Origin of the sequence: Nocardioides sp. GCM10023255, assembly GCF_042653125.1 — a bacterium.
GTDB lineage: Bacteria > Actinomycetota > Actinomycetes > Propionibacteriales > Nocardioidaceae > Nocardioides.
The window spans coordinates 453,406-467,714 of sequence record NZ_JBHSHU010000009.1 but is presented as its reverse complement, the minus strand read 5'-3'; the positions used below and the strand labels follow the sequence as shown (position 1 = coordinate 467,714).

Here is a 14,309-nt window from a genome sequence, read left to right as displayed (position 1 = left end):
GAACCGGCGACTCCGACGACGGCTCACCCCTGCGCCGCGCGCAGGAACTCCTCGAGGATCGGCCCGGCCGTGCCGGAGCCCGACTCGCCCTCGTCGACGAACACCGCCACGGCGAGGTCGCCCTGGGCCGCGATCATCCAGGCGTGGGTGAGGACCTTGCCGTCCTTCTCGAACTCCGCGGTGCCGGTCTTGGCGATCACCGGCGGGCCGGGCACGTCGGCGAGCTGGCTGCCGCTCCCGGACGTGACCACGCCCCGGAGCATCGACCGCAGCGAGGCCGCCTCGGCCCTCGACACCGGGGTGACCCCGTCCGGCGGCGACACCTCGACCGACCTGAGCAGCCGCGGCACCACGAGCGAGCCGGACTGGACCGACGCGATCACGGTCGCCATCGCCATCGGCGAGGCCAGCACCTTGCCCTGCCCGATCATGTCGGCGGCGGCCTCGGTGTCGGAGGCGGCCGGTTGCTCGACGCTGCCGAAGTACGCCGGGAAGCCGAGGTCGTGGTCGACCCCGAGGCCCAGCGAGGCGGCCGCGTCGCCGAGGTCCTGGCCGCCCAGCCTGCCGGCCTCGGCGATGAACGCGGTGTTGCACGAGTTCGCCAGCGCGGTGCGCAACGGGATCCGGCCGATCCCGCTCGCCGGGTAGTCGGAGTAGTTCTTGAACGACTTGCCGTCGACGGTGATCGTCGTCGTGCACGGCACGATCGTGTCCGGCCGCAGCCCGGCCCGCAGCAGCGCCAGCGTGCTGACGCTCTTGAACGTCGAGCCCGGCGCGAGCTGCCCGTAGGTCGCCATGTTGTAGCCGTCGTTGCCCGGCCCGTTCGCGGCCGCCAGGATGTCGCCCGTCGACGGCTCGATCGCGACCATGGCACTCGCCGGGCCGACGTCCGCGAGCGCGCGCTCGGCGGCGGTCTCGAGCCGCTCGTCGAGGGTCAGCGCGAGGGTCGACCCAGGCGTGGCCGCGACCCGGTGGAGCTCCCGCTCCTTGCCGTCGGAGCCGACGGCGTTCACCACCACGCCCGGGGTCCCGCGCAGCTGGTCGTCGTACCTCGCCTGCAGCCCGGAGAGCCCCGCCTGGTCGCCGGGCCGGTACTTCTCCGGGTCGTCCTTGACCATCTCGGCGGTCACCTCGCCGACGCTGCCGAGGATGGGGGCGGCGAACTCCTTGGTCGGCGCCAGCGGCAGCCGGTCGGCCAGCGCGAGGACGCCGGGGATGTCCTTGTAGACGCCCACCGACCCGGGCACCTGGCCGGCGCGGTAGACGATGGCCTCCACGTAGGCCTTCTCCCCGGCGGCCCGGACCCGCTGGGCGTACGCCGCCGCGTCGATGTCGACCATGGCGGCGAGCCGTCGCGCCGAGTCGACGGCCTTGCGGGCGGACACCTGGGACTTGTCGATCCCGAAGCGGATGACCGGCCGGTCGGTGACCAGCACGCTGCCGCCGGCGCCGGTGATCCGGCCGCGCCGCGCCTCGATCGGGGTCGCCTCGAGGGTGACCCCGTCGACCAGGCTGGGCTCGACGACGGACCGGTCCCAGGCGACCTGCCACTCGTCGTCGAGCCTGGTCATCCGGGCCTCGGTCGTGTAGCTCCACTCGTCGCCGCCGACCGGCCACGTCCACGACAGCGGTGCCGTCGCGGAGTCGCCGGACTCCTCGACCGGTCCCGCGGACACGACCGGCTGCACGTCGCCCATCCCCTCGACGGTGGCCTCGTAGTCGTCGGTCACCTCGGTGGGCGTCTCCTGGTTGAACGCCACGTCCCCGAAGGACCCCGACGCCAGCGCGTCGGCCAGGGTGTCGGCCAGGGTGTCGGCCGCCTCCCCGGGGTCGGGTCCGGTCGCCTTCGTCACCGAGTCGCACCCGCTGACCAGCAGCCCGAGCAGCGCGGTCGTGGCGAGACCGGCCGTCCAGCGGCTGGCGATGGTCTGTCGAGCCCCCATGCCCCCGGTTCTACCAGCCCCCGCCTCGCTCGCCGTCAGTGCCTGGCCAGCCAGCGGTCGAGGTCGACACCGGCGTGGCGGGCTGCCCGCCGGGCCTCGGGCGTGGTCAGGTCCGGCACCACGAACCGCTCCGGCCGGATGGTCGCGTCCTGGTCGGCGTACGCCCGCTGCTGCTCGGCGAGCCGCTCGGCGGACCCGACGGCGGCCCGCACGACCCCCGGCGTGACGGTGAGGCTCGCGCCGGTCAGCAGCGGGCCGACCAGCGGGGTGTAGCCGGAGGAGTGGCCGGCGCGGTTGGGGTGGTAGCTCTCGGTGATCGGGTTCGACAGCCCGTTGATCCACTCGGTGCTGTCGCACACCGCGTGCCCGGAGAAGCGGCTGGTCGGGTTGGCGAAGCCGAAGCCGCGGGCCGCGGCCGCGCTGGCGAGCTTGCTGTTGAGCAGGTCGGCGGTCGCGTTGAGCCGGGTCTCCTCGGCCGGGGAGAACCAGGTGGCGGCGTTGCAGTCCTCGCCCATGAAGATCCGCGGGTAGCCCACGACGACCACCCGGGCGCTGGCGGCGCGGCTGCGGATGGCGGCGTACAGCGTGGACAGCGCCGCCGGCAGCTTGTTGCTGATGTAGGCCTGCGCGCCGTCGATCGCCGCGTTGCAGCTGCTCATCCAGCCGGGCAGCGCGCACTCGGTCAGGACGTCGGCGAACCCCGCGTCGTTGCCGCCCACCGAGACCGTCACGTAGCGGGTGGTCGCGCTCAGCGCCCCGAGCTGGCTCGCCGTGACGTCCGCGACCGTGGCGCCGGAGCAGGCCCGGAAGTTGAGCGCGTAGCCACGGGCGGCCGCGACCAGGCTCGGATAGGCGTACGCCGAGCGCTGGCACGACGTCCCGTCGGAGAGGTAGCTGCGCGTCCCGACCCCGGAGGAGTAGGAGTCGCCGAGGGCGACGTACGACGGCGCCGCGGCCCGCGCGGGAACCGTCGGGCCCAGCAGGGTGAGGACGGCGCCGAGGACGGCGAGCGCGACCGGGCGCGGGTGGATGCGCACGAGGACCTCCCGAGAAGGATGCCGGAGAGCGGCGAGCGACCACCCGATGTGGCCTGGCTCACTCAAGCACTCTCCGGCCCCCTACGCCAGAGGCACGTCAGCGCGTCTTGTGCCGCGGCTTGCGCCGGTCCGCACCGCCGCGGTCCGGGCCACCGCGGTCCGGGCGACCGCCGCGCGGCGCACCCTCGTCGCGGCGCAGCTCGATGAGCTTGCCGGAGATGCGGGTGCCCTGCAGGGCGTCCCACGCAGAGCTCGGCAGGTCGGCGGGGAGCTCGACGAGCGAGAAGTCGGGACGGATCTGGATGTGCCCGAAGTCGCCGCGCGACAGGCCGCCCTCGTTGGCGATGGCGCCCACGATCTGGCGGGGCTCCACCTTGTGGCGCTTGCCGACCGCGATCCGGTACGTCGCCATCGGGACGTCGCTCTGGCGACCCCGGCGCTCCGGGCGCGGGCCGCGCTCGGGCCGGTCGCCACGCTCGGGGCGCTCCTTGGGCGGGCGCACCTCGTCGCGCGGGTCGAGCAGCAGCGGGGTGTCACCCTGCGCGACCACCGCGAGGGCGGCCGCCACGTCGACCTCGGGCACGTCGTGCTCGTTGACGTAGTGCTTGATGATGTCGCGGAACTTCTCGATCCGGGTCGCCTGGTCGAGCGCCTCGGTGATCGCGTCGTCGAACCGGGCCAGCCGGGTCTCGTTGACGTCCTCGACCGACGGCAGCTGCATCTGCGTCAGCGGCTGGCGGGTCGCCTTCTCGATGTGCTTGAGCAGGTAGCGCTCGCGGGGCGTCACGAACGAGATCGCGTCGCCGCTGCGGCCCGCCCGGCCGGTGCGGCCGATGCGGTGCACGTAGGACTCGGTGTCGGTGGGGATGTCGTAGTTGACGACGTGGCTGATCCGCTCGACGTCGAGGCCGCGGGCGGCGACGTCGGTGGCGACGAGGATGTCGAGCTTGGCCGACTTGAGCTGGTTGACCGTGCGCTCGCGGACGTTCTGCGGGACGTCGCCGTTGATCGCGGCGGCGGAGAAGCCGCGTGCGCGCAGCTTCTCGGCGAGCATCTCGGTCTCGTTCTTGGTGCGGACGAAGACGATCATCCCCTCGAAGTTCTCGACCTCGAGGATGCGGGTGAGGGCGTCGACCTTCTGCGGGTAGGACACGGTCAGGTAGCGCTGGGTGATGTTCGACGCCGTGGCCGTCTTGTTCTTGACGGTGACCTCGACCGGGTCGGTGAGGTACTTCTGCGACAGCGACCGGATCTGGCGCGGCATGGTGGCCGAGAACAGCGCGACGTTCTTGTCGTCGGGGGTGTCCGCGAGGATCGTCTCGACATCCTCGGCGAAGCCCATGTTGAGCATCTCGTCGGCCTCGTCGAGGACCAGGAAGCGCAGCTCGGACAGGTCCAGCGTGCCCTTGTCGAGGTGGTCCATGATCCGGCCGGGGGTGCCGACCACGATGTGCACGCCGCGGCGCAGCGCGGACAGCTGCACGCCGTACCCCTGGCCGCCGTAGACCGGCAGCACCTTCACGCCGCGCAGGTGGGCGGCGTACCGCTCGAAGGCCTCGCAGACCTGCAGCGCGAGCTCGCGGGTCGGTGCGAGCACCAGCGCCTGCGGCGTCTTCTGCGACAGGTCGAGGCGGGAGAGGATCGGCAGGGCGAACGCCGCGGTCTTGCCGGTGCCCGTCTGCGCGAGGCCGACGACGTCGCGACCCTGCAGCAGGTGCGGGATCGTCTCGGCCTGGATCGGGGAGGGGGTCTCGTAGCCCACGTCGCGCAGCGCGTCCAGCACGCCGTCGGCGAGGCCGAGCTCGGCGAAGGCGGGGGTCACCTCGGCGGCGAACTCGTTCTCGTCTGTGGTCATTCCCACCACGGTAGTGGCTCCGCACGCCCCGTCACGACTCGGCGTCGCGGAGACGCTGCTCACGCCGGACCGCCCGATCAGGCGGTGACGGTGGCCCGGCCGGTCTCGACGCGGCCGGTCAGCCGCCGGCGGAACGCCGCGTCCTCACGAGCGGTCACCTCCACGTCGTACCAGCCGCCGTCGGTGGGCCAGGCCAGCGCGCGCCGGCCGCCGGCGGGCAGTGCGACCGTCTGGTCACGGCCCAGATAGGCGCGTGCCCTGAGCCGCAGCGTGACCGGGCGGGGCCCGTCGTTCACCAGGAGCAGGCCGAGGGTGGCACGCCGCCGGACGAACCTGGTGCGTACGTCGACGCGGGCTGCGGCGCCGGTGACCGAGCCGGCGATCTCGCACCAGAACCGGTTCGGCCCCTGCACCAGCAGGTCCCAGCCGCCCCCCGGCAGCAGCGCGGTGAGCGACTGGGTGGAGCGGCCGTCGACGGGGACGAAGGTCGGGCCCGTGAGGTCGCCGCGAAAGGGGTAGACGGCGAACGACGCGGTCGAGGTGCCGGTGTTGCCCAGCTCGAGCCGCAGCGTGCCCCGGTCGAACGCCGCCGACACCGACGGCTGGTAGGCGAGCGGGCGGGCGGGTCGGCGGCCGGGCTCCTGCTCGGGCAGGTGCTGATCGGCCGGCGGCGCCGGGTGCCAGCGCGTGATCGGGGCCGGCACCGCGTCGGGCTGCGTCAGCGTCGGGGGCGTGCCGGCCCTGTCGAAGTCGAAGGCGCTCACCAGGTCCGAGCAGACCCGCCGTCGCCACGGGGAGATGTTGGGCTCGGCCACACCCGTCCAGCGCTCCAGCAGGCGCAGCGTCGAGGTGTGGTCGGCCACCGATGAGTCGACGTGGCCGCCGATCGTCCAGGGCGACACGATCGTCATCGGGACCCGGGGACCCAGCCCGATCGGCTGGCCGTCGTACCAGTCGTCGCCGTCACCCGAGGCGGGGCGAGGGGCCACGGGCGGTGGCACGTGGTCGAAGAAGCCGTCGTTCTCGTCGAAGTTGAGCAGCAGCGCGCTGGCCGACCAGGTGTCGAGGTCGGAGGCGAGCACGTCCAGCAGCTCGTAGACCAGGTTGGCGCTGCCGACGGGCGTGGAGGCGCCCGGGTGCTCCGACAGGGCGGCGGTCGGGACCAGCCAGGTGACCGCCGGCAGCGTCCCGGCAGCGATGTCGTCGCGCAGCCGGTCCAGCAGGGTGCCGGGGCGGCTGCGGTACATGCCTCGGTCGAACAGCGAGCGTTCCGCCGGGGTGAGCGCGGCCCGCCCCTGCTCGAGCTGCGCCAGCAGCGCGTCCTGCTCGGCCGGCGACTTGTCGTGCAGCGAGTCGTAGAGCTCCTCGGTCGTGCGGTAGCCGCCCTCGACGTGGGCGAGCATCTTGGTGCCGATCCGCTTGAAGGTCGTGAAGTACTCCACCGCGTTGTCGGTGAAGTTGTCCCACTCCTGGTAGATCTGCCAGCTCACCCCTGCCCGCTCGAGACGCTCGGGGTACGTCGTCCAGTCGTAGCCGGGGTGCGCATAGTCGTACGCCGCGTTGGTGACCGCCCGGCGGACCCCGTCCGGCTCGTAGCCGGTGGTCCCCGACCAGAAGTAGTTGCGGTTGGGGTTCGTCGACCCGAAGACCGAGCAGTGGTAGGCGTCCAGGGTCGTGAACGTCTCGGCGAGCTCGTGCTGGAGCGGGACGTCCCCGCGGTCGTAGTAGGTCATGGTCGCCGCGGTCTTGGCGGGGACCCAGCCGTCGTACCAGCCGTCGGCCCAGGCCTCGGTGGCGTCGGGGAAGCCGTGCGCGAGCGCGCCGAGGTACTGGATGTCGCCGGCGGGGCGCCCCTCGTCCAGCGCGGCCTGGCGCACCGGGAACGGGAGCACCTCACCGCCGGTCCCGTCCGGCTGCCGCATCACCGAGCCGCCTTCCCGGCGCCGCAGCGGGTCGCGGTCGGCGTACCCGCGCACGCCGCGGAGGGTCCCGTAGTAGTGGTCGAAGGAACGGTTCTCCTGCATCAGCAGGATCACGTGCTCGACCGCGTCGAGGCCGCCGGGTCGCATGGGCGCTGCCATCGCGCGGTGGACCGAGGGCGGGAGCAGCGACCCCGCCGCGGCGAGGCCGGCCGCTGCGCCGCCGGTCTTGAGGATCTGTCGTCGCGTGGGGCCACCCGAGGTCTGCGTCATGCGGCCATGGCAGCAGCGCTGCCCGACGCGACGCTGAACGCGCCGCGTCGGGCAGGTGACGACCTCGACTACTCCACCGTGACGGACTTGGCGAGGTTGCGCGGCTTGTCGATGTCGTGGCCGAGGTGGCGCGCCGCGTGGTAGGCGAGCACCTGCAGCGGGACGGTCAGCAGGATCGGGTCCAGCTCGCGCTCGTTGCGGGGGACGTCGATCCGCAGCGCCGGCACCTCCCCGAGGTCCACGTCCTCGTGGGTGACCACCACGAGCGGGCCGCGGCGGGCGGCGATCTCGTGCAGGGCGCCCACGTTGCGGTCGGTGAGCTCGTCGGCCGGCACCACGGCGACGGTCGGCACCTCCGGCGAGATCAGCGCCAGCGGCCCGTGCTTGAGCTCGGAGGTCTGGTAGGCCTCGGCGTGCCGGTAGGAGATCTCCTTGAACTTCTGCGCCCCCTCGCGGGCGACCGGGAAGCCCCGGACCCGGCCGACGAAGAACAGGCTCTCGGCCTCGGCCAGCTGCCGGGCCACCTCGGCCAGCTCGTCCTCACGGTCGAGCACCTGCGCGATCTGCTCCGGGAGCCGGGCGAGGCCGGCGATGAGCCGCTTGCCGTCGGCGATCGACAGGTCACGGACCCGGCCCAGCTGCAGGGCCAGCAGCGCGAAGCCGAGGAACATGTTGGTCAGCGCCTTGGTGGAGGCGACGGCCACCTCGGGCCCGGCGTGCAGGTAGATGCCGCCGTCGCACTCGCGCGCGATGGCGCTGCCGACCACGTTGACCAGGCCGACCACGCGGCCGCCCTTGCGGCGGATCTCCTGGACCGCGAGCAGGGTGTCGATGGTCTCGCCGGACTGGCTGACCGCCACGTAGAGCGTGTCCGGCTCGATCACCGGGTCGCGGTACCGGAACTCGCTGGCCGCCTCTGCGTCGGCGGGGATCCGGGCCAGCTCCTCGATGAGGGAGGCGCCCATCTGGCCCACGTAGTACGCCGAGCCGCAGCCGAGGATCTTCACCCGGCGGATCGCCCTGGTTTCACGTGGATCCATGTTCAGCCCGCCGAGGTGCGCCGTGCCGAAGCGCTCGTCGAGGCGGCCGCGCAGCACCCGCTCGGCGGCGGCGGGCTGCTCGAGCATCTCCTTGTGCATGAAGGAGTCGTGGTCCCCGGCGTCGTAGGAGGCCGGGTCGATGTCGACCTTGGTCGCTATCTTGCCCGTGGTGGAGAGGTCCTGGCGGTACGTCGTGAACCCGGACGCGGTCAGCGTGGCGAGCTCGCCGTCGTCGAGGTGGGCCACGGTCGTCGTGTAGCGGACCAGCGCGGCGAGGTCGGAGGCGACGTGCATCTCCTTCTCGCCCACGCCGATGATCAGCGGGCTGCCGTTGCGGGCCACGACGAGGCGGTCGGGGAAGTCGGCGTGCATGACGGCGATGCCGTAGGTCCCGTGGATGGCGGCGAGTGCGTCACGGACCTTGCCCTCGAGGGTGTCGGCGTCGGAGCGGGCCACCAGGTGGGCGAGCACCTCGGTGTCGGTGTCCGAGACCAGGTCCACCCCGTCGTCGGCGAGCTGCTGGCGCAGCGCGGCGGCGTTGTCGATGATCCCGTTGTGGACGACCGCCACGTCGCCCTTGGCGTCGGTGTGCGGGTGGGCGTTCACGTCGTTCGCGGGCCCGTGGGTCGCCCAGCGGGTGTGGCCGATGCCGACCTTGCCGCTGAAGCGCTTGGGCAGCTCCTCGGTCAGGTCGCGCACCCGGCCGGCCTTCTTGGCGACCCGGACCGTCGGGGTGCCGCCCGAGGCGCCGAGCACCGCGACGCCCGCCGAGTCGTAGCCCCGGTGCTCGAGCCGGGTCAGGCCCTCGAGCAGCAGCGGGGCGGCCTGCTGGCCACCGATGTAGCCGACGATTCCGCACATGTTCTGTCTCCCTCGTGGTGGTCGGTCGGTCGAGCCGGCCGAGATCAGCCGTAGACGATGCGGCGCAGCTGCCGCTCGCTGAGCTCCGGAGCGGCCACCACACGGGCGGCGAGCTCCTCGGCGATGCGCGCGAAGATCTCGGGGTTCTTCGCGCCGTAGGTCTGGAGGTGGGCGTGCCGGCGGCGCACGTAGGCCTCCACGGGCTCCGCGAAGTACGCCACCACGTCCTCGACGACCCGGGCCGCCTCGGCTCCGCTCAGCCCCGTGCTGGCGGCGATGCGGTCGACCAGGGCGCGGTCCGGAGCGGTGGGCACTCCGAGATCGTGGGCTACAGCGACACGACAGAGCAACTTCCTGCCCGAAATCGGGCAGGAAGTGCCATTTCTTCATCGGGAACGGCGGCCGCGGTTCGTCCCATCCGTCACATCCCTCTCCGCGGGGAGCGCGGGTCGCCCATTGCGGGCGATCCCGGACCCCAGGTGGAGCAAGGAGGGCGACTTGGCCGGTTCTTCGACCCCCCGGGTGGGGATGCGCTACGCTAGGTGAACAGAAGGTGAACGAAAGGTGTCCCGAGATGAACACGCAGATGACTGACGGCCTCATCCAGACCTGGGTGCGGGTGGTCGACGAGCGTGGGCGGGCGCACCTCGAGGCCCGCTGGGTGGCCGCCACCGACGCCCCCGCGCACACCCCGGCACACACGCACGCCGCCTGACCTCGAGCGGGTCATGATGGGGGCATGACCGGACCGCTCGCGCCCCTGGCCCTGCTCGACACCGACTCCCTGATCGGGGAGGAGGACCGCGCGATCCGCGACACCGTGCGCAGCTTCGTCGAGGAGCGGCTCCGGCCGGAGATCGCCGGCTGGTACGAGCGCGGTGACGTGCCGGTGCGGGACCTCGCCCTGGAGTTCGGCAAGCTCGGGCTGCTCGGCATGCACCTGGAGGGCTACGGCTGCGCCGGCACCAGCGCCACGGCGTACGGCCTGGCCTGCCTCGAGCTGGAGGCCGGCGACTCCGGGCTGCGCTCGGTCGTGTCCGTGCAGGGGTCGCTGGCGATGTTCGCGATCTGGAAGCACGGGTCGGACGAGCAGAAGGAGCAGTGGCTGCCCCGGATGGCGACCGGTGAGGCCATCGGCTGCTTCGGGCTGACCGAGCCGGACTTCGGCTCCAACCCCGGCGGCATGCGCGCCCGGGCCCGCCGGGACGGCAGCGACTGGGTGCTCACCGGCAACAAGATGTGGATCACCAACGGCTCCGTCGCCGACGTCGCGGTCGTCTGGGCGCGCACCGACGACGGGATCCGCGGCTTCGTCGTGCCCACCGACACCCCCGGCTTCACCGCCACCGAGATCAAGCACAAGATGTCGCTGCGCGCCTCGGTCACGGCCGAGCTCGCGCTCGACGACGTACGCCTCCCCGCGTCGGCGATGCTTCCCGGGGCGCGCGGGCTGTCCGGCCCGCTCTCCTGCCTGACCGAGGCGCGCTTCGGCATCATCTTCGGGGCGCTGGGCGCGGCGCGGGACTGCCTCGAGACCACCATCGCCTACGCCCGCGAGCGCGAGATCTTCGACCGGCAGCTGGCCGCCTACCAGCTGACGCAGACCAAGCTCGCCGACATGGCCGTCGAGCTGGGCAAGGGCATGCTCCTGGCGCTGCACCTCGGCCGGCTCAAGGACGAGGGACGGCTGCCGGCCCCGGCGATCAGCGTCGGCAAGCTGAACAGCACCCGCGAGGCCCTCGCCATCGCGCGCGAGTGCCGCACCGTCCTCGGCGCCGCCGGGATCACGCTGGAGTACCCCCTGATGAGGCACGCGAACAACCTCGAGTCGGTGCTGACCTACGAGGGCACCTCCGAGGTCCACCAGCTGGTCATCGGCCAGGCCCTCACCGGTGAGTCCGCCTTCCGCTGAGCCAGTGGTCCAGACCACTGGGCGGCGGGAATGAAACGGACCGGGGTCCGGTTAGGGTGGTTGAAGATTGAACAAACCGACCGCCAGGAGCAGACCATGAACTTCTTCAACCGCAGCAGGACCAGCACCGCCGTCGCCGAGCCCGTGTTCGACGCCCCGACCACCGTCGTCGAGGACATCACCGGCGACTACACGATCGACCCGACCCACAGCCGCCTCGGCTTCAGCGCCCGCCACGCGATGGTCACCACCGTGCGCGGCCAGTTCACCGACTTCGCCGGCACCGCCCACATCGACACCGCGAACCCGGCCGCCTCCAAGGTCGAGCTGACCATCCAGACCGCGAGCATCGACACCGGCGTCGCCGACCGTGACGGCCACCTCCGCTCCGGCGACTTCTTCGACGTCGAGGCCAACCCGACCATCACCTTCGTCTCGACCAAGGTCGAGCGCGACGGTGACGACTGGACCATCACCGGCGACCTCACCATGAAGGGCGTCGCCAAGCCGGTCACCATCGAGTTCGAGTCCACCGGCTCGGCCCGCGACCCCTTCGGCAACCTGCGCGTCGGCTTCGAGGGCGCGACCTCGATCAACCGCAAGGACTGGGGCCTGACCTGGAACGCCGCGCTCGAGACCGGCGGCGTGCTCGTCTCCGAGAAGATCAAGCTCGAGTTCGACGTCTCGGCGATCCAGAGCGCCTGACACACCCTGCTCAACCGGTCCGGACGGGGCCGCCGAGGAAATTCGGCGGCCCCGTCGGCCATTTCCTGCTCCAATCGTCCTCATGCCCACCGCACTCGACCTTCCCGCCGGCCTCACCGAGCGGCCGCTCGTCCCCTCCGACGCCGCCGCCGTGACCGCGGTCATGGCCGCCCAGGAGCTCGTCGACGTCGGTGAGGTCGTCATCGAGGAGGCCGACATCGTGGCCGACTGGCAGCGCCCCGGCTACGACGTCCCTGCCAGCACGGTCGGTGTCTTCGACGGCGACACCCTCGTGGCGTACGCCGAGGTCTCGCAGGGCGACCGCGGGGACGCCGCGGTGCACCCCGACCACCGGGGCCGCGGGCTCGGCACCGCCCTGGCCCGCTGGATGCAGGAGAAGGCGCGGGAGAAGGGCTCGAGCCTGATCGGGATGCCCGTGCCCGTCGGCTCGCCCGGCGACCGGCTGCTGGAGGAGCTCGGCTACCACGTGCGCTGGAACAGCTGGGTCCTCCAGCTGCCGGCCGGCGCGACGGTCCCGCCGCGCGAGCTGCCCGAGGGGTACGCCGTCGGCGCCGCCACGCCGGCCCAGCACGAGCAGTGCTGGACCGTGCAGGAGGACGCGTTCCTCGAGTGGTCGGAGCGCGAGCGCCAGACCTTCGAGGAGTGGCGGGCGTGGACCACCCTGCGCCCCGGCTTCGAGCCGTGGCACCTGCGCGTGGTCACCGACCCTGCCGGCGACGTCGCCGCCGTGGCGGTCCTGCAGGTGCACCTGCCGACCGCGTTCATCGCCCGCCTCGCCACCCGCAGGGACCAGCGCGGGCGCGGCCTCGCCCAGGCGCTGCTCGTCGACGCCTTCGCCGCCGGCGCCGCGCACGGGGCCACCGTCTCCGAGCTGTCCACCGACTCCCGCACCGGCGCCCTCTCGCTCTACGAGAAGGTCGGCATGGTCGTGACGTCGAACTGGGTCAACCGCGCCGTCAGCGTCTGACCACGGGCTCCGCCGACTCGATGGTGGTCGCCACCCGGGTGACCGAGGGGCGGCGCGGGGTGGAGGAGAAGCCGAAGCGGCACGGCGGGTCCACCGGTGCGAGAAACCCCAGGTCGACGCCGTCGAAGCTGCCCCTCACCGCGGTTACGGCCCGGGTGTCGGTGGCGCCGTACCACTCGCGCCGGTCGTTGCCGGCGGTGCCGCGGGTGCGCACGCCGCTGAGCACGACACGCGCGACCGGGTCGGTCAGGGCGCACCAGGCGGGGCTCTCCGCGAGCCCGCGCGGCACCGCGCGCAGCAGCAGGCCCAGGGGCGTGCGCCGCCCGAGGTCGAGCTCGACGGCCAGCGACGGGGCGCTGACCCGCCAGCCGGTCCCGGTGTCAGTCACGGCGACCGGCTCGATCCGGGTCTCGTCGAAGACGTAGGTGCCCTGCACGAGCTCGGCCACGTCGGCCCGGGGCGCGACCAGCACCCGGTGGCCGGTCGCGGTCTCCACCATCACGTCCGCGAAGGGGCCGAGGGGCGTGTCGTCCCAGCGCCCGACCACGACCCGCACCCCGCTCGTGCTGCCCACGCCGGCGATGGCTCCCCGGAAGCGCTGCCGCACGGTCACCGGTGCAGCCTGAGCTCGACCGGTTGGCGGCTGATCGGGGCGGACCCGGCCACCTCGTCGAGGGCGTCGAAGATGTTGCGCAGGTTGATGATCAGGCCACCGTAGACCGGCCACAGCGGCGAGATCGGGCTCTCGACCCCGACCAGCTCCACGATCTCGTCGAGGTGCTCGCGGCAGCGGCGCAGGGTGTCCCGGTCGGACTCGATGATCGCGTGGCCGCCGGTCCGCAGCGTCTCGACGAGCGCGGTGCGGAACTCCGGCTGCCACTGCTGTTCGTCGTGCAGCGAGTGGGACTGGGTGCGCGCCATGCTGCGGGTGTCGGCGAGCGCCTGCTCGAGCCGCTCGAGCATCGAGAACCACTGCTTCGGGTCGCGCATCGGCACCGCCTGGCGGCGCGGGTTCAGGCGGGCGCTCTCCTTGGCCTGCCGCACCAGCGCCCACGCCCGGTCCAGCTCGTCGTCGAGATCGCGGGCCCGCTTGTCCCAGCCCTCGACGTCGGTGCGCGCGACCCCGGCCTCGAGGTCGTCGCCCATCTCGATGAGCAGCTCACCGATCTTGTCGTCCAGGGCCTCCAGCGCGACCGCGGCGGTGTGCCTGCGCAGCGGCGGCCACACCGCGGCGGTGACCACCAGCCCCACGACGATGCCGATCGCCGTGTCGAGCAGCCGCGACACGAGCATGTGGTCGTTGGTGGAGAATCCGGTCGTCAGCACGACCAGCGCGGTCGCGGCCACCGTGGTGCCCTGGCCCTCGAAGATCCGGTGCGCGCCCACGCTCAGCCCGAGCAGCAGCACCACGCCGACCGCGAGCGGGTCCAGGCCGACGACGTTGCCGACGGCCCAGGCCAGCAGTACGCCCGCGACCGCTGCCCCGACCTGCCGGGCGCCCTGCGAGAAGGTCCGGTAGACCGTCGCGTGCACCACCAGCAGCGCCGACCACGGCGCCAGGAACGACTGCGGCAGCTCCAGCCACTCGGTGGCGATCAGCCACGCGATCACGCCGGCCACCACGGTCTTCACGATCTGGAGGACGTCGGTCCAGAAGACCGGGTCACTCAGCTTGCCACGCGCTCCCTCAGGGCGCGGTCCACTCACGGACATGGCACCTCCCTCGCGTCGTACGACGCACCGACACCCCCGCCGGTCACTTGCTCCCGGCCTCCC

12 protein-coding genes are annotated in these 14,309 nt (G+C 72.7%); 4 read left to right on the top strand and 8 right to left on the bottom strand.

The features are described from left to right. Window positions 1-23 precede the first annotated feature (23 nt). The 6 genes from ACFO9I_RS16095 to ACFO9I_RS16070 all read right to left on the bottom strand — a co-directional run bounded on the left by ACFO9I_RS16095 (window position 24) and on the right by ACFO9I_RS16070 (window position 9,242). Window positions 24-1,943 carry a penicillin-binding transpeptidase domain-containing protein gene (locus tag ACFO9I_RS16095; RefSeq protein ID WP_379182598.1) on the bottom strand — a complete coding sequence of 640 codons (1,920 nt, stop codon included), beginning with the start codon at window positions 1,941-1,943 and terminating at the stop codon, window positions 24-26. Window positions 1,944-1,978: 35 nt separating this feature from the next. Then, entirely contained in the window at window positions 1,979-2,980 is a 1,002-nt protein-coding gene (locus tag ACFO9I_RS16090) for an SGNH/GDSL hydrolase family protein (RefSeq protein WP_379182596.1), read from the bottom strand. 97 nt (window positions 2,981-3,077) lie between these two features. Continuing rightward, window positions 3,078-4,835: a DEAD/DEAH box helicase gene (locus ACFO9I_RS16085; protein WP_379182594.1), complete on the bottom strand. Its 1,758-nt coding sequence runs from the start codon at window positions 4,833-4,835 to the stop codon at window positions 3,078-3,080. Between the two features lie 77 nt (window positions 4,836-4,912). Further along, the gene (locus tag ACFO9I_RS16080; RefSeq protein WP_379182592.1) at window positions 4,913-7,027 is read right to left on the bottom strand and encodes a phosphocholine-specific phospholipase C; all 2,115 of its coding nucleotides are present in this window, start codon (window positions 7,025-7,027) and stop codon (window positions 4,913-4,915) included. Window positions 7,028-7,095: 68 nt separating this feature from the next. After that, the gene (gene glmS / locus ACFO9I_RS16075) at window positions 7,096-8,928 is read right to left on the bottom strand and encodes a glutamine--fructose-6-phosphate transaminase (isomerizing) (protein ID WP_379182590.1); all 1,833 of its coding nucleotides are present in this window, start codon (window positions 8,926-8,928) and stop codon (window positions 7,096-7,098) included. Window positions 8,929-8,972: 44 nt separating this feature from the next. Beyond that, entirely contained in the window at window positions 8,973-9,242 is a 270-nt protein-coding gene (locus tag ACFO9I_RS16070) for a hypothetical protein (RefSeq protein ID WP_379182589.1), read from the bottom strand. Between the two features lie 272 nt (window positions 9,243-9,514). On the opposite strand from ACFO9I_RS16070, the gene ACFO9I_RS16065 reads away from it, so the two are divergent. The 4 genes from ACFO9I_RS16065 (at window position 9,515) to ACFO9I_RS16050 (ending at window position 12,533) form a co-directional block, all read left to right on the top strand. Beyond that, window positions 9,515-9,643, top strand: coding sequence for a hypothetical protein (locus ACFO9I_RS16065; RefSeq protein ID WP_379182587.1), 129 nt, complete (start codon window positions 9,515-9,517; stop codon window positions 9,641-9,643). Between the two features lie 24 nt (window positions 9,644-9,667). Continuing rightward, window positions 9,668-10,840: an acyl-CoA dehydrogenase family protein gene (locus ACFO9I_RS16060; protein ID WP_379182585.1), complete on the top strand. Its 1,173-nt coding sequence runs from the start codon at window positions 9,668-9,670 to the stop codon at window positions 10,838-10,840. Between the two features lie 96 nt (window positions 10,841-10,936). Beyond that, complete coding sequence (locus ACFO9I_RS16055; protein ID WP_379182583.1) at window positions 10,937-11,545, top strand: YceI family protein; 609 nt, start codon at window positions 10,937-10,939, stop codon at window positions 11,543-11,545. Window positions 11,546-11,627: 82 nt separating this feature from the next. Beyond that, window positions 11,628-12,533 (top strand): GNAT family N-acetyltransferase, encoded by a 906-nt coding sequence (locus tag ACFO9I_RS16050; RefSeq protein WP_379182581.1) that lies wholly within the window; start codon window positions 11,628-11,630, stop codon window positions 12,531-12,533. Here the strand turns inward: ACFO9I_RS16050 and ACFO9I_RS16045 are convergent. Next, window positions 12,523-13,146 (bottom strand): hypothetical protein, encoded by a 624-nt coding sequence (locus tag ACFO9I_RS16045; RefSeq protein WP_379182579.1) that lies wholly within the window; start codon window positions 13,144-13,146, stop codon window positions 12,523-12,525. The genes ACFO9I_RS16050 and ACFO9I_RS16045 overlap by 11 nt on opposite strands. Continuing rightward, a complete protein-coding gene (locus ACFO9I_RS16040; RefSeq protein WP_379182577.1) occupies window positions 13,143-14,246 on the bottom strand; it encodes an FUSC family protein in 1,104 nt (367 codons plus the stop codon). Before ACFO9I_RS16040 ends, ACFO9I_RS16045 begins: the two co-directional genes overlap by 4 nt. Window positions 14,247-14,309 lie beyond the last annotated feature (63 nt).

Bases quoted from the DNA above. Each gene is read 5' to 3' on its own strand.
- ACFO9I_RS16080 (WP_379182592.1), bottom strand. From the start codon at position 7,027: ATGACGCAGACCTCGGGTGGCCCCACGCGACGACAGATCCTCAAGACC.
- ACFO9I_RS16050 (WP_379182581.1), top strand. From the start codon at position 11,628: ATGCCCACCGCACTCGACCTTCCCGCCGGCCTCACCGAGCGGCCGCTC.
- ACFO9I_RS16085 (WP_379182594.1), bottom strand. From the start codon at position 4,835: ATGACCACAGACGAGAACGAGTTCGCCGCCGAGGTGACCCCCGCCTTC.
- ACFO9I_RS16040 (WP_379182577.1), bottom strand. From the start codon at position 14,246: ATGTCCGTGAGTGGACCGCGCCCTGAGGGAGCGCGTGGCAAGCTGAGT.
- ACFO9I_RS16055 (WP_379182583.1), top strand. From the start codon at position 10,937: ATGAACTTCTTCAACCGCAGCAGGACCAGCACCGCCGTCGCCGAGCCC.
- ACFO9I_RS16060 (WP_379182585.1), top strand. From the start codon at position 9,668: ATGACCGGACCGCTCGCGCCCCTGGCCCTGCTCGACACCGACTCCCTG.
- ACFO9I_RS16065 (WP_379182587.1), top strand. From the start codon at position 9,515: ATGACTGACGGCCTCATCCAGACCTGGGTGCGGGTGGTCGACGAGCGT.
- glmS (WP_379182590.1), bottom strand. From the start codon at position 8,928: ATGTGCGGAATCGTCGGCTACATCGGTGGCCAGCAGGCCGCCCCGCTG.
- ACFO9I_RS16095 (WP_379182598.1), bottom strand. From the start codon at position 1,943: ATGGGGGCTCGACAGACCATCGCCAGCCGCTGGACGGCCGGTCTCGCC.